Source organism: Sorangium sp. So ce327 (genome assembly GCF_051530205.1).
Taxonomy (GTDB): Bacteria; Myxococcota_A; Polyangia; order Polyangiales; family Polyangiaceae; genus Sorangium; species Sorangium cellulosum_B.
Map to the genome: position 1 here is coordinate 12,551,755 of NZ_CP150330.1, position 22,299 is coordinate 12,574,053.

The window sequence follows — 22,299 nt, forward strand, 5'->3', positions numbered from 1 at the left end:
ATGCCTCGACCGTTGCAGCGCGTCCTGACTGCGCTCCTGCTCCTCGGCGTCGTCGTCGCCCTCGAGTTCGGCTTCGAGACCCTCTTGCCGGACGCTGCCTGGCGTCAGCTCGCCCTGTTCGCGATGGTCAACGTCATCGCGGCGCTCTCGCTCAACGTCATCAACGGCATGGCCGGCCAGTTCTCGATCGGCCACGCAGGCTTCGTCGGGATCGGCGCGTACACCGGGGCGGTCGTGGCCGGCAACCTGCACCAGCACCTCGGCGGCGGCGACCCGCTCTTCGGCAACTCGTTCGTCGTGATGCCCGCGGCGCTGCTCGCGTCCGGGCTCGTCGCGGCGCTCTTCGGCCTCGTGGTCGGCCTGCCGAGCCTCCGGCTGCGCGGCGACTACCTCGCCATCGTGACCCTCGGGTTCGCCGAGATCTTCCGCCTGACGATCGCGACGGCGACGACCGGCGGCCCCGACCAGGGGGCGATCGGCAAGCTCCTCGGGGCGCTCGGCGGCCCGATCGGCTACGCCGGCCCCGACGACACCGGCGTGCCGCAGTACGCCGGCCCGTTCTGGATCTTCGGCGCCGTCGTGCTCGCGACGATCCTCGCCTGGCGGCTGAAGTTCTCCGGCTGGGGCCGCGCGCTGCGCGCCCTCCGCGAGGACGAGATCGCCTCCGCCGCGGTGGGCGTCGATCCGACGCGCTACAAGGTCACGTCGTTCGTCATCTCCGCCGCCGGCGGCGGCATCGCCGGCGCCCTCCTCTCGTCGATGCGCGACGGCAACCCCACCGTCCAGCCGGACCAGTTCACGTTCAACTACTCGTTCGACGCCATCACGATGGTGATCCTCGGCGGCTCGGGCAGCGTCTCCGGGGCGATCCTCGGCGGCGTGTTCGTGACCTTCACGGTGAAGCTCATCGAGCAGCTGCAGGGCCTCGACAGCGTCCTCGCGCTGAAGGCGGCCTACCCCGCGCTCGATCTGAACGCCCTCAGGATGGTGATCTACGCGGCCATCCTCATCGGGTTGATGGTCCTCCGCCCCGAGGGGCTGTTCGGCGAGCGCGAGCTCTTCGGCCGGCGCTGGTCGCGCAGGAAGCGCTTCCCGGTGGGCCCGGCCGAGCCCGTCCCCGCCACGACCGGCGTGGAGGCGGGCGCCGGGCACGAGGGCGCGCCGCCCGGCCCGGGCGCGCCGCCCGATGAGCCGCCGCCCGGCATCACCGTCGGCCGCGAGGGCAAGCCGGCCGGGAGGGAGCTCGAGTGAACCTCGATCTGAAGCACGTGACCAAGCGGTTCGGCGGCCTGCGGGCGGTCGGCGACGTCTCCTTCTCCGTGCCCGAGCGCTCGATCTTCGGGCTCATCGGCCCGAACGGCGCGGGCAAGACGACGGTGTTCAACCTGATCACCGGCGTCTACAAGCACGACGAGGGCGCGATCCGCTTCGGCGGGACCGACCTCGCGCCGCTCCGGCCGAGCCAGATCGCGCGCCTCGGCATCGCCCGCACGTTCCAGAACATCCGCCTCTTCGGCCAGCTCACGGTGCTCGAGAACGTGCTCGTCGCCTGCGAGAACCTGCGGAGATCCACGCTCGCCGCCGCCCTGCTCCGCTCGCCGTTCTTCTACAAGGACGAGCAGGAGATGACCGAGCGCGCCCTCTCGCTGCTCTCGGTGTTCAAGCTGGAGGACATGGCCGACGAGATCTCGACGTCGCTCTCGTACGGCAACCAGCGCCGCCTCGAGATCGCCCGGGCGATGATGCTCAAGCCGAGGCTGCTCCTGCTCGACGAGCCGGCGGCGGGCATGAACTACGGCGAGGCCGAGGGGCTCAAGCAGCAGATCCGCTGGCTGCGCGACACCTTCGACATCACGGTCGTGCTGGTCGAGCACAACATGCAGGTCGTGATGGGGGTGTGCGAGGAGATCCACGTCCTCGATCACGGCGAGACCATCTCGCACGGCACCCCGGAGGTCGTGCGCAGGGACCCGAAGGTCCTCGCCGCGTACCTGGGCGAGGAGATCGACGACGAGGCGGCCGGCGCGGCGGCGGAGGAGCCCGCATGAAGACATCGCATCCGACGCGGCAACCCCCCTCGGTGGCCCCCGGCGACCCCCTGCTCGTCGTCGACGATCTCGCCGTCAGCTACGGCGGAATCAAGGCGCTCAAGGGCGTCAGCCTCGAGGTGCGGCGCGGCGAGATCGTGGCGATGATCGGCGCGAACGGCGCCGGCAAGACGACCACGCTGAAGACGATCGTCCGCCTCCTCCCGATCGCCTCCGGCCGCATCCGCTACGACGGCAAGGACCTCGCGTCCGTCTCGACGGAGGAGCTCGTCGCGGCCGGCATCTCGCTCGTCCCGGAGGGGCGCGCGATCTTCTCGAACCTCAGCGTCCGCGAGAACCTCGAGCTCGGCGCGTGGTGCCACAAGCACGGCCCCACCATGGCGGAGACCGTCGACGACGTGGTGAAGCTCTTCCCCCGGCTGGGCGAGCGCATGCACCAGCACGGCGGCACGCTCTCCGGCGGCGAGCAGCAGATGCTCGCGATCGGCCGCGCCATGATGGCGCGCCCCGCCATGCTGCTCCTCGACGAGCCCTCGCTCGGCATCGCGCCGCGGCTCGTCGCGGACATATTCGAGTCGATCGCCACGATCGCGGCGTCGGGAACAACCGTACTCCTCGTCGAGCAGAATACCCGACTGGCGCTCAAGTACTCGACGCGCGCCTACGTGCTCCGTACTGGGCAGATCGCCATGAGCGGCGAGTCGAAGGACCTCGCGGCGAACGAAGAGATCCGCGCGGCCTACCTCGGCGGCTGATCCCGCTCCCGCGCCGGTGCGCGCCGGCGCTGCGCGATTCCCCGAGCGGGTCGCAGACGGGCCCTCGCGGAACACGGCGGAACACGGCGGAACACAGCGGATCAGAAAAGAAACAGGCAGAGAGCGCTGGTGTTTCAAGCGCGTATCAACGCATCGCGTGATGCGCTGAGGTGCGATTGATATCGCTCTTTGCCGAATATGGAGTATGGTCACTGTGAGCCAGGCCATGAAGACCTGGTTTTCACAGCGGCGGCCAGAGCCGGCTGCTGACGGGGGATACCCATGGAGATTGAGAGCACGACCCGCGTCCTGGTGATCGACGACGACGCCAGCAACTCCCAGCCGCTCGTCCACTTCCTCTCATCCCGGGACTACACGGTGGAGACGTGCTGCGGGCTCGGCCATGCGCGTGACGTGCTTGCCCGCTGGCGTCCTCATGTGATGGTGCTCGTGCCCCGGGAGGAGGCGGAGCTCCACAGCGAGATGGAGGAGCTCCGCCGCATGTCGCCGCGCGTGCCCGTCGTGGTGCTCACGCCCGCGGTCGGCCCCGAGCTCATCCTGGACATGGAGGCGTTCGCGCCCACGGTGCCCGCGTGCCCGTCGCGCGGCCTCGCGTACATCGAGTCTGCGGTGGCCGACGCCTCGGCCATGGGCTGACCGCGGCTGGCCTCGGCCGAGGCCCGCGCTCGCCGCGGGCCTGCCCCAGGTGGGACCAGGCCCGCGCTCACCGCGGGCCGGGTCCCCCCCGGGGCAGGCGCCTCTCGCATCGGCTCGCCTCAGGCGGACGGCTCGAGCCCGTCCGGCAACCCGTCGAAGAACTCCTCCACCACGGACGCGAGCCAGGCGCGCACCGGTCCGGTCGCGCACATGCTCCTCACGACGGGCCAGAGCGCGTCCGCGAGCGCGCCGACGTCGAGCTCGGGCGCGATCCCGAGCCGCCCCAGCGCCTCGCCGAGCGGCTCCCGCGCGTGCGCCGCGACGAACGCCGCGATCGCCTCGCTGGTCCGCGCCCGGACGGGCCGGTCCCGGAGCAGCTGCGCGGCGATGTCGGCGCCGAGCTCCTCGGCGATCGCCGAGCTCTTCGCGTCGAGCTGACCGACGAGCGCGCAGATCTCCTGCTCCAGCACCCACGTGGCGACCTGCTTGCGCAGGCCGACGAACTCGGGCGTGTCGCCCTTGGCGACGAGGATGTCGTGCACCTGGCGCATCGCCGTGCGCGAGAAGCCCTGCAAGAACCGGCGGATCTCGGGCTCGAGCCGCCGCTCGAACTCGCCCCGCATCGCGCCCATCGTCTTGCCGACCCCGCCGAGGCCGAAGGGGGCGACCCGCTTGAGGAGCGCGGGCAGGCCCCACTCGGCGAAGAACGGGTTCACCTTCTCGGTGAACTCCATCAGCGTGTCGTAGAGGACGTCGCGCATCACCGCGTCGAGCGCCGCGCTCTCCAGCACCTCGCGCACGAGCCGCTCCGGCACGATCTTCGGCTGCTCGAGGATGCGGTCGAGCTTGTCGCGGGCGCCCTCTGGCAGGAGCTCCTTCGCGCTCCGCCGCTCGGCGCGCGCCGCCTCGACGAGCGCCGCGAGCGCCGCGGCGGCCGCGGGCCGGACCGCCCGCCGGAGCGGCTCTTCGGCCGCCAGCGCCTCGAGCGCGCGCCCGATCGCCCCCGCGTCCACGAGCTCGCCGAGCGGCGTCGCGAGCAGCGCCGCGAAGCCGGCAGGCAGCCGCTCCCGGAAGTCGCGCGCAGCCGCCTCCGAGACGAGCCGCGCCTCGAGGAACGCGATCTGACGAGCCTTCAGTTCATTAAGTAGCGCGCGATCCATCGGGGAACCGATAGCCCTGAGCCCCCGCTGGTGCCAGGCGCAGATGACCCCGGGCCTCTGCCGACGCGGCACGCGGCGCGCGGCGCCCGGCGCGCGGCCCCTGGCCTCCGCTCGGCCCCCGAAATCGCGCAGTACTGTGAATCTGCCCAGCGGGTGAGCGCCCTACTCATTGAACGTGGTTTCGGAGGAGCCTTACCAAAAACACCTTACTTGGAGCTCCAGTATCCGGGACTCCCTGAGTCGGCGCGCCGCTCGCGCACGTGCGTTCGTGCGGCGGACCTGCGGGCAGCGCCGCGCGCCCGGGCGAAGCGGGATTGTCGGTGATTGTCATTTCCCGACGGCGGCGACTGGAGCCGAAGTCAACTTTGCGGACCTCGCGACAGAGAGTTGCAACGAATTACAAGTGCCTGACAACTTCGGATCCGGCGGATGGTACGCGTTCGTTGTCTGCCGGCGCCTTGCAGGGGTGGAGAACGGCGCTCTCGCCGTTCCCGCGGCTGCACGGCAACCCGCCGGCGGTAGGTGCTCGCGATGCTCTCCCTGCTGCTCTGTGTCCTCTACTTCGGCGTGCTGCTCGGCCTCAGCGGCTACGGCCTGCACCGGCTGCACCTCGTGGTCCTCTGTCGCATGAACCGCGCGAAGATCACCCGCGCGCAGGAGGTCGCGGCCCTGACCGATCGCGACCTCCCGCCGGTGACGATCCAGCTCCCGCTCTTCAACGAGTCGACGGTCGCGGCGCGGCTGCTCGATGCCGTCGCGAAGATGGACTACCCGCGCGACAAGCTGGAGATCCAGGTGCTCGATGACTCGACGGACGAGACGCAGGGCCTCGTCCGCGCGCACGTCGAGCGGCTGCGCGCGCAGGGCCTCGACGCGGTGTACCTGCACCGCGTGGACCGCGTCGGCTACAAGGCGGGCGCGCTCGACGCGGGGCTCAAGATCGCGAAGGGCGAGCTGGTCGCGATCTTCGACGCCGACTTCATCCCGCAGCCGGACTTCGTGCGGTCCATCGTCGGCCACTTCGAGGACCCGACGGTCGGCATGGTGCAGACGCGGTGGGGCCACCTGAACCGCGACGTCTCGATCCTCACGCAGGTGCAGGCGCTCATGCTCGACGGCCACCACCTCGTCGAGAACCGCGCGCGCTTCGGCGCGGGCCTGCTGTTCAACTTCTCCGGCACCGGGGGGATGTGGCGCAAGGACGCCATCCGCGAGGCGGGCGGCTGGCAGCACGACACGCTGACCGAGGACCTCGACCTGTCGTACAGGGCGCAGCTCGCGGGCTACCGCTTCATCTACCGCGAGGATGTCGTCTCGCCGGCGGAGCTCCCCGAGGACATCTCGGCGCTGCGCGCGCAGCAGTACCGCTGGGCCAAGGGCACGGTGCAGACGGCGCGCAAGCTGATGGCGACCGTGCTGAGCGCCAAGCTCTCGCTCGGGCAGCGGATCGAGGCGTTCTTCCACCTCACGCCGCACTTCGCCTACCCGCTGCTCGTGCTGCTGAGCGTCCTCCTGCTGCCGGCGCTCGTCCTGTTCCCCGCGGCCGACACGCTGACGATGATCGCGATCGATCTGCCGCTCTGCACGGCGACGACCGGGTCGCTCGCGGCGTTCTACATGCTGGCCGAGACGGCGCAGGGCCGCTCGCGCTGGGGCGCTGTCAGGCGCCTGCCGATGCTCATCGCGCTCGGGACGGGGCTCGCGCCGTACCTGTCGAAGGCCGTGATCGAGGGGCTCCGCAGCATGTCCGGCGAGTTCGTCCGGACGCCGAAGCAGGGCGACAACAAGGGCCGGTACAAGGTCCGCACGGACCTGCCGATCACCGAGGCGATCCTCGCGGTGCTGTCGTGCGGCGCGGTCGTCGCGTCCGTGGAGACGGGGCACTACTTCGCCACGCCGTTCGCGGTGCTCTTCGCCGTCGGCTACCTCTACGTGGCGTTCCTGGTCGTCCAGGAGCAGATCGTCCGCCGCCGCGATGTGACCTCGAGCGCGCCGGTCGTCGGCTGGAGCGACGCGCGGCCGAGCGAGGCGGCCGTCGTCGGCGCCTGGTCCCGGCAGTCGACGAAGGAACGCCACCTCGGCGATCTTGCCGTCTGAGCGGATCGTCGCCGTCGAGCCCATCCTGCGCCCGTGGTCGCGCCGGTGAGCCTGTCGGATTCCTGGCCGCCGGATCGAGGGTGCGAGGTGTGGGGCGCTGCTCGTGGGGTCGCAGGTTCGCTCCGAGCGATGCGTTGCTCGGGGGGGCTCCACGAAGCGTGCCTGGTGCACGTCGGGCGAAGCCTGCGTAACCCCCTAGACCTTACCGACGCACGCTGGCATTCTGCCCTCCAGGCCGGTCGGGGGACCGCACGCGGCTTCCTGAACGGTCTTCAGGGGTTGCGGCGCGTCCCCCCTTCTGCAAGGGCGATGGGGGTGTCATGACGAAAGCCGAAATCGTTCAGGCGGTCTACTCCCGCCTTGGGGGGTTCTCGAAGAAGGAATCTGCCGATCTGGTGGACCTCGTGTTCGAAACCATGAAGGAAACCCTGGGTCGCGGGGAGAAGATCAAGATCTCTGGATTCGGCAACTTCGTGCTGCGCGACAAGCGCCAGCGGCAGGGCCGCAACCCCCAGACCGGCGACCCCATCCTGATCACGGAGCGCCGGGTCCTGAACTTCAAGGCGAGCCAGATCTTGAAGCAGGTCCTCAACCCGCGTGAGACGGCCTCGGCGGCCGAGGAGTAGTCCGCTTGGCGGTGCGCGCGCAGCTTCCGGCGAAGCTGTACTACCGGATCGGCGAGGTGGCCGGCATCGTGGGGGTCGAGCCGCACGTGCTCCGGTACTGGGAGACCGAGTTCCGCTCCGTCCGCCCGCAGAAGTCGGCGAAGGGGCAGCGGGTCTACAGCCGGCGCGACGTCGAGACGCTCCTCAAGGTCAAGGAGCTGCTCTACTCGCACCGCTTCACGATCGCGGGCGCGCGGCGCAAGCTGCGCGAGGGCGGCATCGAGCCGCCGGCGCCGGACACGGGCGCGAGCCACGAGGAGGTGCAGCGGATGCGCACGGCCCTCGTCGAGATCCGGACCGAGGTGATCGCGCTGATGGATGAGCTCGAGCGCGTCTGAGCTCCACGGCGTGGCGCCGGGCCTCGGGTTGCGCCTTGCGTTGCCGGACGGGGCGAGCGACGCGCCGGAGGAGGCGCTTCCCGCGATCGACGTCTCCGCGATCCCGGGCGCGAAGGTGACGCTCCTGCGGGGCGTCGAGGCGGACGGGCTCTCGCTGCGCGCGGTGTGCGTGACGGCCCCGTCGCGGCAATGGGTGACCGGCCTGGAGGAGCTCGTGCTCGATCGGGCGTCGGGGCTCGTGCGGGGGGGCCTCGGGGTGGCGATCGAGCGGTGGGAAGCAGGGCCGATCCACGCGCATTCGCAGCGGTTCGAGCAGGCGTTCGAGGGAGCCGGGAGGGCAGGCGCGCGCGCGGTGGTCATCCGCGGGCAGCACGTGCTCGGCTTCGCCGGGAGCGAGCACGACGCGGCGCTCTGCAGCCTGGCCTGCCTGGAGCCTGCGCTGGGGACGGGCGCCCGGTGCGGCGCGCTGCTCGGCGCGACCGCGTTCGAGGGCGTGTTCGTGGCGCCGCCTGAGCCGGGGCTGCTCGTGCGGACGATCTTCCTCGCCGCGGAGCGGCCCCTCGCCACCACCGCGGCGCTCGGAGTGCTCGCGGCGGTGGGGGTGACCGTCCTGCTGGCGCGGCGGCCGCGGCCGCGGCCCTAGGACAGGGAAGAGGGGCTCGTGGAGAGCTGCCCGGCCCTCGGAGAGGGCCTATCGCGTGGATGCGAGAGGTTGAAGAGAGAGGTGTCCGCCAGGCGGATGACTCGACCGGGCAGGGCGAGCGATCAGAACGGGATGTCGTCGTCGTTGCCGCCGCCGCCGTAACCGCCGCCGCCGAAATCGTCGGGCGGAGGACCAGGATCCTGCGCAGCCGGCGCGGGGCGACCGCCGCCGCCGCGGTTGTAGCCGCCACCCGCCGGGCGACCGCCGCCGCTACCGCCGCCACCGTAACCGCCACCACCGCCGCCGCCGCCGCTGTAGCCACCGCCACCGCCACCGCCGCCGCCGCCGTAGCCACCGCCGGGATCCGCGCCGAACGCGCCTGCATCATCGCCGGCAGCGCCGCGACCGCGGCCCCCGCCCGTCAGCAGGACGTTGTTCGCGATCACCTCGGTCTTGTAGCGCTTGTTGCCATCCCGGTCGTCGTAGCTCGACGTGCGGAGCGAGCCCTCGATGAAGATCGAGGAACCCTTGCTGAGGATCTTGCCCAAGGCCTCGGCGCGCTTGCCCCAGATCACGACGTTGTGCCAGTCCGTCCGTTCTTTCCGGACCTTGTCGCGGTCCAGGTACGACTCGGTCGTCGCGAGCCGCAGGTTCAAGACGGCCTGGCCCCCCTGGGTGAACCGGAGCTCTGGGTCGGCGCCCAGGTTGCCGAGCAGCATTACGCGATTCAAGCCTTCGGCCATCGTCACTCCTTCCCTAGGAGGGGCTCAGCGCACGCTGCGCTGAACGAACGTCGCCTGCTTCACTCCCCCATGGGGGCCGACGCGTCAAGGGTCGTGGCGCGCCGAAAAGCACGCGGCGCGCCCGCGCGGGGGGACCGGCGTGGGCCTCGGCACGGGCGGCGCGGCGTCGCTCGACCGCCGTCCGAATCGCCGTCCGAATCGCCGTCCGATCTCCGCCCGATCTCCGTCCAATTCCGCCAGGTTCCGCGCAATGCCGCGTGATTCCGCTCACCCGCCCGCTCCGGCCTGCGCGAGGAGGTCGGCCAGGAAGAGCCGGGCGATCGTGAAGTAGAGGAGGATCCCCAGGACGTCCACGAGGCTCGCGATGAACGGCGTGGAGCTCGTCGCCGGATCGAGGCCGAGGCGGCGGAGCAGGAGGGGGAGCATGGCGCCGACGGTGCAGCCCATGAGGACGATCGCCATCAGCGTCGCGCCGATCGTCAGGACGAAGCCGGTGCCGTCGCCCCAGAGCCAGACGCGGAGCATGCCGATGGCGGAGAGGATAAGGCCGAGCACGACCGCCTGCCCGAGCTCGCGGACGAGGACGCTCGCCCAGTCGCCGACGCGCACATCGCCGACGGCGAGGCCGCGGATGATGAGCGACGACGATTGCGAGCCGGAGTTGCCGCCCGTGGAGATGAGCAGGGGCACGTAGTAGGCGAGCGTCGCGACGGCCTCGAGCTCGTGCTCGAAGCGCCGGAGCACCTCGCCGGTCATGAACTCGCCGACGAACAGCACGGCGAGCCACGGGGCTCGCTTCTGGATGAACGTCCAGAAGCTCGTCTTGAAGTAGCTGTCCTCCATGGGGCCGACCGCGCCGAGCCGCTGCATGTCCTCGGACTGCTCCTCCGTGAGGACGTCCATCACGTCATCGACGGTGATGACGCCGAGCAGCTTGCGGTCCGCGGAGAGCACCGGCAGCGCGTTGAAATCGTACTTGGCCATGGTCCGCGCGACCTCTTCCTGGTCGGTCTCGGGGCTGACGGCGAAGACGTTCTCGGTCATCACGTCCGCGAGCTTCTCGGACGGCGAGGCGAGCAGCAGATCGCGCAGCGACACGACGCCGATGAGGTGCCCGCGATCGGAGACGATGTACACGTAGTAGATGGTCTCGGCGTCCTCGCCGACGGCGCGGATGCGCTCGATCACGTCGGCGACCGTGAGGTGGATGCCCACCGACACGTAGTCGGTGGTCATGAGCCCGCCGGCGCTGTCCTCGGGCCACTTGGCGAGCTCCTCGACCTCGGCCGCCGCCTCGGGGTCGACCTTCTCCAGCGTCGAGAGCAGCGTGCCGCTGACCTGGTCCGGGAGGGCCTCGATGAGGTCCGTGCGGTCGTCGGCCGCCATCTCGGAGACGATCGGCGCGATGCTCTCGATGCCCATCTGCTCGACGAGCGCCTCCTGGGTCTCGCCGTCGAGGCGCTCGAAGATGGGCGCGGCCTCCTCGGCCCTGAGCGCCATCAGGACCTTCGCCGCTTCGGCGTCGTCCAGCAGGCCGATGAGGTCGGCGAGGTCCTCGTCGTGGATCTCGTCCAGCAGGTCGGAGAGCTGCGCCGGATCCTCGGTGAGCAGCTGCCGTACCTCCGGGACCATGGCGAGGGCGACGCGCAACATGCCCGGGCACTGACCACAACTCGGCCCTGCTGGGAAGCGGCAAACCCCACCGGCGCCGGGCCCGCGACCCACCCTGCTCCCCGCGTCGACCGAGGTTGGGCTGCGGCGTCGCGGCCGACCGAGGTTGGGCCTCCCACGACCGCCGGTCGCGCGCGATGGAGGCTGGGCTCCCGCGGCCCGTGAAGGGGTGGTTTGCAATACAGTGATAAGTGAACTTTCTCTGTTGGCCGCTCTACTGGCCGACCCAGGTTGAGGACCAGGCCGGAGGAGCCAGGTCGACCCAGGTTGAGGGGCAGGTCGCCTACTGCGTTGGCTGTCGCGCAATCAGGTTGACGTCGCGGCGGCGCGCGGGGCATGGAGGGCACGGGTGCGGCGGCGGCACCTCGTTTGCTATGGCACCCCTTCGCGGGGTCGACCGGGGCCGGCCGGGTCGAATTGACAGCCTTCCGGTCGGGTCCCTAGCATCGGGCTCCCGTCGAGCCGTGGATCGCCTGCGGAAGTCGGTCATGGGCCCGTGGACGGCGGGCCTTTTCGGTGGCTTGACCGCCGCGCAACTGGATCGGTGGTCGAAAGGAAAGTCGAATATGACGCGGATAGAGCGTGAGAGCAGGCGCCCGTGGAGGGGCGCGGTGAGGTTCGCCATGGCGGGCCTGCTGATCGCGGGCACAGGCAGCGCCTTCGGATGTCTGAGCCGCCCCATCGCCGAGAACAAGCCCCGCTCGACGTCGACGATCGTCGAGCGGCTGACGCAGAGCTCGGTCGACAAGATCGATCTCCTCCTGGCGATCGACAACTCGGGCTCGATGGCCGACAAGCAGGACGTCCTCGCCGATGCGATCCCCGACCTCGTCCAGGGTCTCGTCAACCCGCGCTGCATCCACAGGGACGGCGTGATGACGACCACGGTCGACTCGCCCAACACGCCCTGTCCGCCGGACTACAAGCGTGAGTTCGAGCCGGTCAAGGACATCCACATCGGCATCATCAGCTCGAGCCTCGGCGGCCACGGGTCGGTCGCCTGCCAGGCGGCGACGAGCGCCTCGAACGTGGACATGGCGCACCTCCTCGCGCGCAGCGACGAGAACTCCAACGTCAACGACCTCCCGACCTACCTCAACCTGGGCTTCCTGGCCTGGGATCCGGATCAGAAGCTCGACGGTGAGCCGGAGACGCCGGATCCGAACGACGGCGAGGCGGACATCGGCCCGAATGATTCGAACGCCGACCTCAACAACACGACGCTGGTCGGGGCGCTCACCGCGATGGTCGAAGGCACGGGGCAGACCGGCTGCGGCTTCGAGGCGCAGCTCGAGAGCGTGTACCGCTTCCTCGTCGACCCGGAGCCCTACGCGACGATCGGCATTGACGCGGACCAGAACGTCGTCGTCACCGGCGAGGATGCCGTCGTCAAGAAGCAGCGCGCCGACTTCATGCGGCCGAGCTCGCTCCTCGCGATCATCATGCTCACCGACGAGAACGACTGCTCGATCCGCGAGGAGGGCAAGAACTACCTCGTGGCAGACACCACGCCAAGCTTCCGCCTGTGGCGGCCGCGCAGCGAGTGCGCCAGGGATCCGGGCGACAAGTGCTGCAGGTCGTGCAGCCAGAGGCCGGACGGCTGCCCCGAGGATCCGACGTGCGTGGGCGCGGACGGCAACACCGCCAGGCTGACCAAGGAGGAGGACCCGGTCAACTCGCGCTGCTGGGATCAGAAGCGCCGGTTCGGCTTCGACTTCCTCTACCCGATCGACCGCTACCGGCGCGCCTTCACCGAGGCGCAGATCCCGAACCGCAGGGGCGAGCTGGTCCCGAACCCGATCTTCAGCGATCCGAACCCGGACGACCTCGACTCCAACATTCGCGATCCCGGGCTCGTCTTCTTCGCCGGTATCGTCGGCGTGCCGTGGCAGGACATCGCGCGTCAGAACGCGCAAGGCCAGCCCGACCTGCTGAACGGCCTCAACCAGGACGGCGAGCCGGTCGGTGGGTTCAAGAACTCTGACGAGCTCAGCGCTCCGGTGGCCGGCGCCGCCAGCACCTGGGAGCTCATCCTCGGCGATCCCGCGACGTACCAGCCGCCGAAGGATCCCTTCATGGTCGAGTCGATGAAGCCTCGCTCGGGCATGAACCCGATCACCAACGACAGGATCGTCGGGCCGATGGAGGCGGGCTGGAACCTCATCAACGGCCGCGAGTACACGATCCCGGAGGGGAGCACGGGGGACCTCCAGTACGCTTGCATCTTCGATCTCCCCGAGAACGCGGTGAAGACTTGCGACGGGCAGGCTCAGAGCTGCGACTGCAGAGCGGTGGGGGGGCAGCCGACCGACAACCCGCTGTGCGAGCCCGACGCGGGGAACAGTCAGGAGGATCCGGAGCCCAGGTCGACGACGCAGATCAAGGCGAAGGCCTACCCGGGCCTCCGCGAGCTGCAGCTCATCCGGGAGCTCGGCCCCCAGGGCATCGTCGGCTCGGTGTGCCCGCGCCAGCTCCTCGACGACGACGCGGCCGACTACGGCTACCGGCCGGCGATCGGCGCCATCATCGACCGCCTGAAGACGGTGCTCGGCGGCCAGTGCCTGCCGCGCACCTTGACGCCGGACGCGAAGCAGCAGGTCTCCTGCCTGATCCTCGAGGCGCGCAACTCGCAGGGCCAGTGCAACTGCGCGGATCCGCGGATGCCGGGGCGCATCGAGGTGACGGGCAAGCATAAGCCCGCGAAGGACGAGGTGCTCTCCCTCGACATCGCGAAGGCCTCCGGCTGGGACTGCGTGTGCGAGATCCAGCAGCTCGAGGGCATGAACGAGGGCGAGCCTGCCTACGAGTGCAGGACCAACGTCGGCGACAACGTTGAGTCCGGTGGCCAGCCGGTGCACGGGTGGTGCTACGTCGATCCGTCGATCCGGCTCGGCGATGCCTCCATCGTGGCCGACTGCCCGTCGACCGAGCAGCGCAAGATCCGGTTCACGGGTCAGGGCGAAGCCCAGCAAGGGGCCACGCTGTTCATCACCTGCTCCGGCGAGTAGACGGCGTCAGCCAGCGTCTGTCAGACGTCTGATTGAGCCCGGCGCGCGGGGTGCGATCGTGAGATCGCGCCCCGCGGCGCTTTTGCGGCGCTTCTGGGGCCACAGAGCCGCGCCAGCGAGCTGGCCGGCGGAGCGCTCGGGGGGACCTGCCCGGTTTTGTGCTAAGACCGGACTCCGTCGTGGTGGCACGCAAGAAGATTCTCATCATCGAGGACGAGCCCCACATCGTGCTGGGGCTGACGGACGCCCTCGAGTTCGAGGGCTTCTCGGTGGCGTCGGCCTCGAAGGGGAAGGACGGCGTGCTGCTCGCGCGGCAGGAGAAGCCGGACGCCATCCTGCTCGACCTCATGCTCCCCGACACCAACGGCTTCAAGGTCTGCGAGGATCTGCGGCGCTGGGACGCGTTCGTGCCGATCATCATGCTGACGGCCCGCGGCCAGGAGATCGACAAGATCCGCGGCCTCGACGCGGGCGCCGACGACTACGTGACCAAGCCGTTCAGCGTGGGCGAGCTCATCGCTCGCCTGCGCGCCCTCTTCCGCCGCGCCGCCCGGCCGGCCGAGGCGCCTGTCGAGGTGTTCTCCATCGGCAACGTGCAGATCAACATGACCGCGCACACGGTCTCGCGGGGCTCGCGCTCGGATCAGCTGTCGTTCTACGAGGTCGAGCTCCTTCGCCTGCTGCACGAGCGCGTGGGCCAGCCGGTCTCGCGCGAGGAGATCCTTCAGAAGATCTGGGGGATCGAGGCCGGGCCGTCGAACCGCACGGTCGACAACTTCATCGTCAAGCTGCGCAAGAAGATCGAGCGCTCGCCCGACAAGCCCGAGCACATCCTCACGGTCTACGGCTTCGGTTACAAGCTCGCTCCCTGACGGAGCGGCAGGACGTTGCGGAGGTCGCAAGGCACCGTCACCGCGGCGTCGGTGATGCGCTTCGCATCGAGCTCGGGGAGGCGCGCGCCCTCGCGGAGCTGCCGCGCCTCGAGGCGCAGCCGGACGAGGCCCGGGCTGCCCGTCTCGCCGGCGTACCCGACCACGTCACCGGCGTCGAGGCGCGCGCCCGCCACGACGCCGGGGCCAGGGCGATCGAGGTGGCCATGGAGCAGGAGGTACCTGCGCACGCGATCCACGTCGCGCGCCTCGCGCACGTCGTGCGCCGTGGCCACCGTGATCCCGGACAGCGCGCCGACGAAGACGACCTCGGCCTTCCCCTCCTGGCCCTCGAGCCTGAGCGCCGCCACCCGCTCGCCGCGCGCCGCGGCGATGTCGATCCCGCCGATCCACGACGGCGGCTCGGGCCGCGCCGCGCCGATCGCGGCGACGGAGCCCGCTGCAGGCAGCGCGCCCGCCCCGGCTGGAGCGTCCTCGACAAGGAGGAACCCCGGCGGCGCGTCCGGCGCGCCGAGCGGGAACGTGTACGCGGCGGCGCTCGCCGGACGTTCCGGGCGGCGGGGGATGTGCTCCTGGGCCTGGTTGCGCGTGCCCGCTCCGGCGGGACGCGCGCCGGCAGGATCAGAGAGCGCCGCAGCGCCGCCTTCGGGGAGCGGCGCGCCCGGAGCAGGCAGCGGGACGCAGGCGGCGCCCTCCGGCACGGTGCGCGGGCCGCAGAGCGCCGCCGCGCCCGCGGCGCCGCGCGCCGCGGCCGCCGGAGGGACGACCGCGGGCGGGGGCGGCTCGGGATCGTCGATGCCGCCCAGCGCGAGGACCAGCGCCGACGCCGCGGCGCCGCGCACCAGCGGGGAAGGGGAGACCGCCGCCCTCGCCGGGCGGGCTTGCAATGAGCCGGACACACGCATGCCACGAACGGTCTACCGCATCGCGCGCGGCGGGCGAGCTCGATGCAGCGGCGGCGCGCTCGTCCCGCCCGGCTTGCGCGCGGCGGCCCCGGCGTGGGCGGCGCCGGGCACGCGCGGCCGCGCCCGCCGTGGACGGGAATTCGCGAGGAACAGGCCCTTGTTGCCTGCCGGCTTGCGGAGGCGACGCGCTGTTGATAGCTCCTCTTCGTGCAAAATCGTCAAGCGATCGAGACGACCCTGAACAAGCTGTTCGACGCGGAGCGCACGGCTCGCCGGCTCCACGATGACCTGACGGCCATGCCCGGCGATGGGCTGCTGGATGTCCTCACGGACGCGATCGCGGCCGCGACGCGCGAGAACGACGAGGACGAGGCGGCGCTCCGGCTGGTGCGTATCGCGTCGCTGCTCGGCGAGCACGAGGGGCCGCGCGCGCTCGACGCGCTCATCGATGTGCTCGCGTCGGAGCACCCCGAGGCGCGGCAGGCCGCGGGCGAGGAGATCGAAACGCTGGCCTACGATCGGTTCAAGGAGGTCGCGCAGGCGATCGAGCGCGCGCTGAAGCGGCTGCCGGTGGGCTCGTCGGCGCTCCCGGAGCTGCCGTACCTCATCGCCGAGGTGCCGGAGCCGGGCGTGCCGAAGCTGCTCAGCCAGTTCCTGAGCCACAAGGATCCGGACGCGGTCGCGGCGGCGATCGAGACGCTTGTCGAGATCGGTGATCCGGCGCATGCGCCGCTCATCCAGCCGCTGCTCGACGACAAGCGCACCGTCGAGCTCGCGGACGACGGCGGCGACGACGCGACGTCGGAGGTCACGATCGGCGAGCTCGCCGAAGAGGCGCTCAGCCTCCTCGCGCCCTACGACGACGAGGAGGACGGGGTCGCCTGATGATCGGCCCGCCGCTGAGCGCGGCGGACGCCGTGTTGTTCGAGCACGCGGTCGTCCCGCGCTACCTCTCGTTCTTCGCCTCGCTGGCGGTGGAGATGCTGCTGCCCTCCGAGGCGGCGCGCATCGTCCACCTCGGCTGCAGGAGCGGCTTCCCCGACGCGATCGTGGCCGACAAGCTGCCCGGCGCGACCCTCGTGGGCGTCGACGGCTCCGCCGCCGCGCTCGAGCTCGCGCGCGACAAGGCCGCGCTGTTCTCCGGGATGAACGCGAGCTACGTGCTCGCCGAGGCCCTGCCGACGCCGCTGCCGGACGCGAGCTTCTCCCACGCGTTCACGCTGCACCCGGTCTGCCGTCCGAGCGAGCGGGCGCAGCTCCTCGCCGAGCTGCGCCGGGTCCTGGTCCCCGGCGGCCAGGCGCTCATCGCGCTGCCGTTGCGCGGTTCGTTCCCGGAGATCGCGGACATCGCGCGGGAGTGCGCGCTCAAGCAAGACCTCTCGGAGCTCGGCGCCGCGGTGGACGCCGCCGCCGTCAGCCGCCCCACGATCGAGACCATCGCCGAGGAGATCGAGGGCGCGGGGCTCGACGAGGTCGAGGTCGACGTCCAGCTCATCGCCGTGTCGTTCGAGAGCGGGCGTGAGTTCCTCGAGGATCCCATCTCGAGGTTGATGGTGATCCCCGAGTCGACGGCGATGCTCGACGTCGAGCCGCAGATCATCGACTCGATGCTCAAGTACCTGCACCACGCGGTCTCGAAGTACTGGTCCGAAGGGGTCTTCGAGCTGACCGTGAACGTCGGGTGCGCGAGCGCTCGGCGCCCCCTCGTCTGATCACGGTCGACGATCGGGCCAGGGCGCTGGTCGCGCGGAGCGCGGCCAGCGCTAGCGCCCGCGCCCGCCGCCGCGGAGGCCGAGCTCGTCGAGCCCGGCGAGCGCCGCGAGCGAGACCGGGTGGTACGGCGGCCGCGGGGTGATCGGCTTCCGGGCGTCGCCCCCGCGCTCCTCGATGAGCCGCGCGCAGAGCGCGAGGCACCACTTGCCCTGGCACCAGCCGGTGCCGAAGCCCGTGTAGCGCTTGACGGACTCGATGTCCTTGTAGCCACGATCCATCGCGGCCTCGAGCTCGTGCAGCGTGACGTCCTCGCAGCGGCAGACGAGCGTCTTCATCGACCTAATCGCCCTCGTACTCGCAGCGGGCGTCGCAGGTCTCGAAGATGGTGACCCGGTTCAAGGACGGCAGCGACGGCGCGAGGCGGGTCCAGATCCACCGTGCGAGCACCTCGCTCGTCGGGTTCTCCAGCCCGGGGACCTCGTTCAGGTAGTGGTGATCGAGCAGGTCGTGGAGGGGAGCCCAGGCCTCGTAGAGGTGGCTGTAATCGATGAACCACCCCGTCTCCTCGTTCACCGGGCCGCGGATCGCGACCTCGACCTTGAAGCTGTGACCATGGAGGCGCGCGCACTTGTGCCCCTGCGGAACCTTGGGAAGGCGGTGGGCGGCCTCGAAGCGGAACTCGTGTACGAGACGGACGTTCATCGGAGCAGCGGTCATGGGGCGGTCGCCGTGGGGCGTCAACGCCCCGTGGCCTGAACAGGGGGCGGCGTGAGTACGGGGTTCCCTCGAGGGGCTCGAGCGACTATACCGCCGGCCATGCCGCAGAAGCCCGCAGTGAGAGCCAAGAAGAAGCGTCGCGATACGAAGCGCCTGGCGAACTGGCGCGCCAAGAAGGAGCTGCAGAGCGCCCAGGGGACGCCGGCCGAGCCGGCCGCCGCCGCGCGGTCCGGCAGCTGAGCCTCGAGCACCGGCCCCGGCCGGTGCTCAGCTCGCCGGCTCGTCCTCTTCGTCGTCGTCTTCGTCGGGTTCCGGCGACGCCGGTCCCCTGCGTCGCGCCGCGCGAACGGTCGCGACCTCGGCCCGGGACGGGTTGATCACCAGGAAGCCGTGGTCCGCGTCGAGGAGCGCTACGTCTCCTGGCGACGCCCAGCGGAACGCCCCCGCCACATCCACGATCGACGGCACGCCGAGCAGCTGGAGGAGCACGAGCGAGCGCGGCCCGGACCGGTCGCTGAGCGCGACGCCCACCGGGTGGGCCCGGGCGGAGATCAAGAGGTCGAAGACCGTCAGCTGGTCTCCCACGAGGACCGCCTTCGACGGGAGCTCGGCCCGGGCATCCGGGGTCGCCAGCATCAGGATCGCATCGCAGAGATCCTCGATGTCACGGGCGCGATCCTGCAAGAACGGGTCACCGACGATCCCGTTGGCGGCCCGCGCCACCTCGCGAGCGACCGTCCCGAGCGCCTGCGCGACGTTGCGCCCGCTGGCCGCGAGCTCGAAGGCGCGCGCGCGCAGGCGACCGTCGCCGATCATCAGGAGGTAGGTCGAGAGGAACGCCGCCTCCTGCGCGAGCCCTCGCTTCGCCGCGCGCGCGTTGAGGTCGAGCAGCGCCTTCTCCGCGATGTCGAACGCGAGCCGCAGGAGCTTCGGATCGCCGCTGCCCTGCCGCGCGCCGAGCGATGAGGTCGCCGGCCGCCGCAGGGCCGCGATGGCGCCGAGCGCGCGCCCGGCGACGACGGGCAACCCCGGCAGCGTGACCTTGCGCGTGCCGCCGCCCGTGCGCCGCCGCCGCTCGCGCAGCTCGTCGAGCACCTGCGCGTGGCGAGCGCCGGCCGCGATCGGCGCGGTCAGCGCCATGACGAGCTCGACGTCCCGCGCCGTGAAGGCGCGATCGCCCGCCCGCTGCACGACCAGGGCGCCGAGCGGGCGACCGCTGCCGAGGATGGGCGCCGCGAGGAAGACCGGGAAGCGCTCTTCACGGAGCTCAGGGAACGCGCGATAGCGCTCGTGCTCGGTCGCCTGGACGACCGAGATCGGCCGCAGGCACTCGACCGCCATGCCCGTGATGCCCTGCCCGACCGAGAGCCGCACCGTTCCGCGCGCCTCGCGCGGGAAGCCGACGTTGCCGCGCAGCACCAGCTCGTCGCCGTCGCCCTCGAGGAGGTACAGCGAGGCCACGTCGGCGCCGAGGATCGCGGCGATCCGCTGCGGCGCCTCGTCGAGCAGGAGCGACAGCGGCATCGGCTTCGCCACGAAGGCCAGGTACTCGATCACGAGATCCAGGCGCTCGTCACGGCGCACCTGGATCCTCGCGGAGGCGACCGACGGCGGCGCGCCCTCGTCGTCGGCGTCCGCGACGCGGGCCGAGCTGCCGGCCGGGTCGCTCGAGACGGACGTGCCCTCCTCGTCGGGGCGGAGCCCGTCCAGCGGGCGGTCCACGAGGCTGTCCCGTGAGCCCTCCACGCCGGACGGCGTCGCCGACGGGCTCGCGATCGCTTCGAGCTCCGTGGGCGGGTGGGTCGCCTTCGGATCGGTGCGCGACGACATGCCATGATCGCTATCACACACCGTCGCTCGAGCGCACCTTGCTCCCACCACGCCCCGATCGTGTCGCGGTCTGGACGGCGCGGCGGCCGCGCGACGTGCGCGCTCGCCGCGAGCCGCCCGCGCGGGCCGCCGGACGTCAGGGCGTCCGCAGATCGACAGGGCCGTCGAGGGGCGGGCGCTGCATCCGCCCGAGCGCGGAGAGCCGGGCGCGCGGGGCTGCCGCGGCCGCCGCGCGCGCGAGCATCCCGCCTCCGCCCGCGCCGATCGCGGTGATCGCGCCGCGGATCGGCGCGAGCAGCGCCGGAGCGGCCTCGGCGCTGCTCGCCGCCACGTGGACGACGCGCGCCGCCGGCGGCAGCAGCAGCGATCGCGGCGCCGGATCCAGACCGACCCCGTGTCCTCGACCTTCCCAGAACGAGCCCACGGCCTCGAGCGTGGCCCGGTACATGGTCACCTCCGCGCGGGCGGCGCCGTCGAGCGGCCCGCGCGGGACGCGCGCGCCCGCCTCCTCGAGCGCCTCGTGCAGGGCGCGCGCGAGCGCCTCCGCGCGCTCGGCCGGGCCTTCCACCAGCGCGAAGCGCGGCGACAGGCAGCCGCGCTGATCGAACGGCACGACGTCCGCGGCGATGTCCCGCGCCGCCTCGACGAGGTTCGCGTCCAGGCCGACGACGGCGAGCCCCAGGCCGGCGCCGTGCCCGCGCACGAGCACGCCCGGGCCGGCCTGGGCCCGCAGCGTCGCCACGGTCTGGTCCGACCCGTAGACGTGCAGCTCGGCGTGCGGCAGATCCCCGGGAACCCGCTCGCCGGCCGCCGCCCCGGCGTCCCCGAGCGCGACGTCCGCGACCAGCGCGATGGCCCCGCCGGCGCGGCGGAAGCCTTCGTCGGCCTGCAGCGCGCGCACGAGGAGCTCCGCGATCACCGGATCGCGGCGGGACGGGCGCACGAAGACCTCCGGCGCTGTGGCCGTCGCGACGGTGATGGCCCGCAGCGGCGCCGTGCAGACGTTGGCCGCCAGGACCACGTGGCAGCGGCGCGCGCGCCCCGAGGCCGCCACGAGCGCGTCGAGCTCGCCGTGGCTCGGCGCGACCTCGAGGTGGCGGCCGAGCGCGAGCTCCACGCCCTCGGGCGAGAGGCCGCTCGTGGAAGGCAACCGCAGGCGCGCCTCCTCGCCCAGCGGATCGCGCGCGTCCGCGATCCGCGCCGCCGCGGCGACCGCGCGCTCGACCCGGAGGCGCGGCGCCGCGCCGTCGTCCATCATCACGCCCCGCCGCCGAGCATCTGGTCCATCGCGATCGAGCAGCCGCGCGGCGGCGCCCCGGACGCGCGGCCCAGGAGCTCGACGCCCTCCGCGGTGACGCGCACGCGGTCGGCGGTCTGGATGGCGACCGCCGAGTCGACGTTCGCGAGATCGACGATCCGCGCGAGCCCGATCACCCCCGCAGGGAGCGGCGCGAGCGTCTCGGGGTCCACCGCGGTGACGCGCGTCCAGGGAGGCGCGAGGTACAGCCCCGGCGCAGCGCCCGGTGCGCCGGCGAGCGCCGCCGCGAGCGTGCCCTCGTAGAGCTGGCTGGAGAGCTCGGTCATGCCGTACTCGCTCACCACGTGCGAGAGGGGCACGCCCAGCGCCCGCGCGATCGCCGCCCGCAGCTCCTCCGCGGGCACCTCCCGCGAGCGGCCCTTGTAGCCGCCGGTCTGCATGACCCGGCTCCCTTCGGGCAGCCGCGCTGCGCCCTCGGGCAGCCGCGCCTCGGCCAGGTGCTCGATCAGATGCACGAAAGCGAACGACGTGCCGAGCACGAGCGCCGGCGCTCCCGAGGCGCGCGCCTCGGCGCACGCGCGGGCGAACCCTGCGGCGTCCAGCTCGCCGCCGCGAACGTGCCAGCTCGACGGCCCCGAGAGGCGCGCGGCGAAGCGGTCGATCATGAAGCCGAGCGACGAGTCCGGCGCCTCGTGGAGCGGCGGCGCGAGGACGATCGCCCGGAGCCGCGCGCCGTCGGGCCACAGCAGGCGCTCCCCCCACGCGAGCGCGGCCAGCTCGTACGTGGCGGTCGTGCGGAACGGGTGCTCGCCGCGGGACGCCGCGCCGAGGGAGGTTCCGCTCGTGCGGAAGACGCGCTCGTCCGCCTCCGGCGGGTGGGCCGCGACGCGCGCGAACCGGAACACGTCGCACGGCACAGCGGGGATCTGCGCCGCGTGATCCATCGCGGCGACGTCCGCGCCGCGCGCCTCGAACAGGCGGGCGACCGGCGCGCAATGCGCGGCCTGGTGCCGGGCGAGGGCGATCGCGAGCGCATCGAAGGTCTCCGGGAGCGCTCCGCGCTCGCCGTGGTCCTGCGGAGCAGCGGCGGCCGCCGCTCGGCCGGCCCCTGTCGAGCCCGCCCCGTCCACGCCGAGCGACGTCTCGATGAACGCCCGCGCGCGGCGGTGCAGCGCCTCGCTCTGGTCTATCGGTCCCACGG

At 71.9% G+C, this 22,299-nt stretch carries 22 protein-coding genes; 13 read left to right on the plus strand and 9 right to left on the minus strand.

Features of this window, described 5'->3' with window-relative positions:
* From WME95_RS47015 to WME95_RS47030, 4 genes are all read left to right on the plus strand, one after another.
* Positions 1–1,251, plus strand: coding sequence for a branched-chain amino acid ABC transporter permease (locus WME95_RS47015; RefSeq protein ID WP_437905710.1), 1,251 nt, complete (start codon positions 1–3; stop codon positions 1,249–1,251).
* Positions 1,248–2,048 carry an ABC transporter ATP-binding protein gene (locus tag WME95_RS47020; RefSeq protein ID WP_437547482.1) on the plus strand — a complete coding sequence of 267 codons (801 nt, stop codon included), beginning with the start codon at positions 1,248–1,250 and terminating at the stop codon, positions 2,046–2,048. Before WME95_RS47015 ends, WME95_RS47020 begins: the two co-directional genes overlap by 4 nt.
* Positions 2,045–2,803 (plus strand): ABC transporter ATP-binding protein, encoded by a 759-nt coding sequence (locus WME95_RS47025; protein WP_437905711.1) that lies wholly within the window; start codon positions 2,045–2,047, stop codon positions 2,801–2,803. Before WME95_RS47020 ends, WME95_RS47025 begins: the two co-directional genes overlap by 4 nt.
* A gap of 282 nt (positions 2,804–3,085) precedes the next feature.
* Positions 3,086–3,460, plus strand: a complete 375-nt coding sequence (locus WME95_RS47030) for a response regulator (protein ID WP_012241215.1) — start codon at positions 3,086–3,088, stop codon at positions 3,458–3,460.
* Between the two features lie 119 nt (positions 3,461–3,579).
* Here WME95_RS47030 and WME95_RS47035 read toward each other — a convergent pair whose 3' ends face one another.
* Positions 3,580–4,620 carry a hypothetical protein gene (locus WME95_RS47035; protein ID WP_437905712.1) on the minus strand — a complete coding sequence of 347 codons (1,041 nt, stop codon included), beginning with the start codon at positions 4,618–4,620 and terminating at the stop codon, positions 3,580–3,582.
* A 531-nt stretch (positions 4,621–5,151) separates the two neighbouring features.
* Here WME95_RS47035 and WME95_RS47040 point away from each other — a divergent pair.
* The 4 genes from WME95_RS47040 (at position 5,152) to WME95_RS47055 (ending at position 8,363) form a co-directional block, all read left to right on the plus strand.
* Positions 5,152–6,717 (plus strand): glycosyltransferase family 2 protein, encoded by a 1,566-nt coding sequence (locus tag WME95_RS47040; RefSeq protein ID WP_437905713.1) that lies wholly within the window; start codon positions 5,152–5,154, stop codon positions 6,715–6,717.
* Positions 6,718–7,037: 320 nt separating this feature from the next.
* Positions 7,038–7,343, plus strand: a complete 306-nt coding sequence (locus tag WME95_RS47045) for an integration host factor subunit alpha (protein ID WP_272096313.1) — start codon at positions 7,038–7,040, stop codon at positions 7,341–7,343.
* An 11-nt stretch (positions 7,344–7,354) separates the two neighbouring features.
* Positions 7,355–7,720, plus strand: coding sequence for a MerR family transcriptional regulator (locus tag WME95_RS47050; RefSeq protein WP_437905714.1), 366 nt, complete (start codon positions 7,355–7,357; stop codon positions 7,718–7,720).
* A complete protein-coding gene (locus WME95_RS47055) occupies positions 7,701–8,363 on the plus strand; it encodes a hypothetical protein (RefSeq protein ID WP_437905715.1) in 663 nt (220 codons plus the stop codon). The genes WME95_RS47050 and WME95_RS47055 overlap by 20 nt, the downstream gene beginning before the upstream one ends.
* Positions 8,364–8,485: 122 nt before the next feature.
* Here the strand turns inward: WME95_RS47055 and WME95_RS47060 are convergent, their stop codons facing one another.
* Together WME95_RS47060 and mgtE are read right to left on the minus strand one after the other, a co-directional pair.
* A complete protein-coding gene (locus tag WME95_RS47060; protein ID WP_437905716.1) occupies positions 8,486–9,106 on the minus strand; it encodes a single-stranded DNA-binding protein in 621 nt (206 codons plus the stop codon).
* 267 nt (positions 9,107–9,373) lie between these two features.
* Positions 9,374–10,759, minus strand: coding sequence for a magnesium transporter (gene mgtE / locus WME95_RS47065; RefSeq protein WP_437742894.1), 1,386 nt, complete (start codon positions 10,757–10,759; stop codon positions 9,374–9,376).
* 641 nt (positions 10,760–11,400) lie between these two features.
* Here mgtE and WME95_RS47070 point away from each other — a divergent pair.
* Together WME95_RS47070 and WME95_RS47075 are read left to right on the plus strand one after the other, a co-directional pair.
* The gene (locus WME95_RS47070; RefSeq protein ID WP_437905717.1) at positions 11,401–13,785 is read left to right on the plus strand and encodes a hypothetical protein; all 2,385 of its coding nucleotides are present in this window, start codon (positions 11,401–11,403) and stop codon (positions 13,783–13,785) included.
* A gap of 182 nt (positions 13,786–13,967) precedes the next feature.
* Positions 13,968–14,657, plus strand: a complete 690-nt coding sequence (locus WME95_RS47075) for a response regulator transcription factor (protein WP_437713728.1) — start codon at positions 13,968–13,970, stop codon at positions 14,655–14,657.
* Here WME95_RS47075 and WME95_RS47080 read toward each other — a convergent pair.
* The gene (locus tag WME95_RS47080) at positions 14,639–15,580 is read right to left on the minus strand and encodes a M23 family metallopeptidase (RefSeq protein ID WP_437905718.1); all 942 of its coding nucleotides are present in this window, start codon (positions 15,578–15,580) and stop codon (positions 14,639–14,641) included. The two genes, WME95_RS47075 and WME95_RS47080, sit on opposite strands and share 19 nt — an antisense overlap.
* A 207-nt stretch (positions 15,581–15,787) precedes the next feature.
* Here WME95_RS47080 and WME95_RS47085 point away from each other — a divergent pair, with 207 nt between their 5' ends.
* Complete coding sequence (locus WME95_RS47085) at positions 15,788–16,465, plus strand: HEAT repeat domain-containing protein (protein ID WP_437296418.1); 678 nt, start codon at positions 15,788–15,790, stop codon at positions 16,463–16,465.
* The gene (locus WME95_RS47090; protein WP_437905719.1) at positions 16,465–17,292 is read left to right on the plus strand and encodes a class I SAM-dependent methyltransferase; all 828 of its coding nucleotides are present in this window, start codon (positions 16,465–16,467) and stop codon (positions 17,290–17,292) included. Before WME95_RS47085 ends, WME95_RS47090 begins: the two co-directional genes overlap by 1 nt.
* 51 nt (positions 17,293–17,343) lie before the next feature.
* Here WME95_RS47090 and WME95_RS47095 read toward each other — a convergent pair whose 3' ends face one another.
* Together WME95_RS47095 and queD are read right to left on the minus strand one after the other, a co-directional pair.
* Positions 17,344–17,628: a (2Fe-2S)-binding protein gene (locus WME95_RS47095; RefSeq protein WP_437547493.1), complete on the minus strand. Its 285-nt coding sequence runs from the start codon at positions 17,626–17,628 to the stop codon at positions 17,344–17,346.
* Positions 17,629–17,632: 4 nt separating this feature from the next.
* A complete protein-coding gene (queD, locus tag WME95_RS47100; protein WP_012241229.1) occupies positions 17,633–17,995 on the minus strand; it encodes a 6-carboxytetrahydropterin synthase QueD in 363 nt (120 codons plus the stop codon).
* A gap of 132 nt (positions 17,996–18,127) precedes the next feature.
* Here queD and WME95_RS47105 point away from each other — a divergent pair, with 132 nt between their 5' ends.
* Positions 18,128–18,250: a hypothetical protein gene (locus tag WME95_RS47105; protein ID WP_272096326.1), complete on the plus strand. Its 123-nt coding sequence runs from the start codon at positions 18,128–18,130 to the stop codon at positions 18,248–18,250.
* A gap of 27 nt (positions 18,251–18,277) precedes the next feature.
* On the opposite strand, the gene WME95_RS47110 is transcribed toward WME95_RS47105, so the two are convergent.
* The 3 genes from WME95_RS47110 to WME95_RS47120 all read right to left on the minus strand — a co-directional run bounded on the left by WME95_RS47110 (position 18,278) and on the right by WME95_RS47120 (position 22,297).
* Positions 18,278–19,840 carry a GAF domain-containing protein gene (locus tag WME95_RS47110; protein ID WP_437905720.1) on the minus strand — a complete coding sequence of 521 codons (1,563 nt, stop codon included), beginning with the start codon at positions 19,838–19,840 and terminating at the stop codon, positions 18,278–18,280.
* A 136-nt stretch (positions 19,841–19,976) separates the two neighbouring features.
* On the minus strand, positions 19,977–21,098 hold the full coding sequence (locus tag WME95_RS47115; RefSeq protein WP_437911099.1) for an acyl-CoA reductase: 1,122 nt from the start codon (positions 21,096–21,098) through the stop codon (positions 19,977–19,979).
* The gene (locus WME95_RS47120) at positions 21,098–22,297 is read right to left on the minus strand and encodes an acyl-protein synthetase (RefSeq protein WP_437905721.1); all 1,200 of its coding nucleotides are present in this window, start codon (positions 22,295–22,297) and stop codon (positions 21,098–21,100) included. The genes WME95_RS47115 and WME95_RS47120 overlap by 1 nt, the downstream gene beginning before the upstream one ends.
* Between the last annotated feature and the right edge of the window lie 2 nt (positions 22,298–22,299).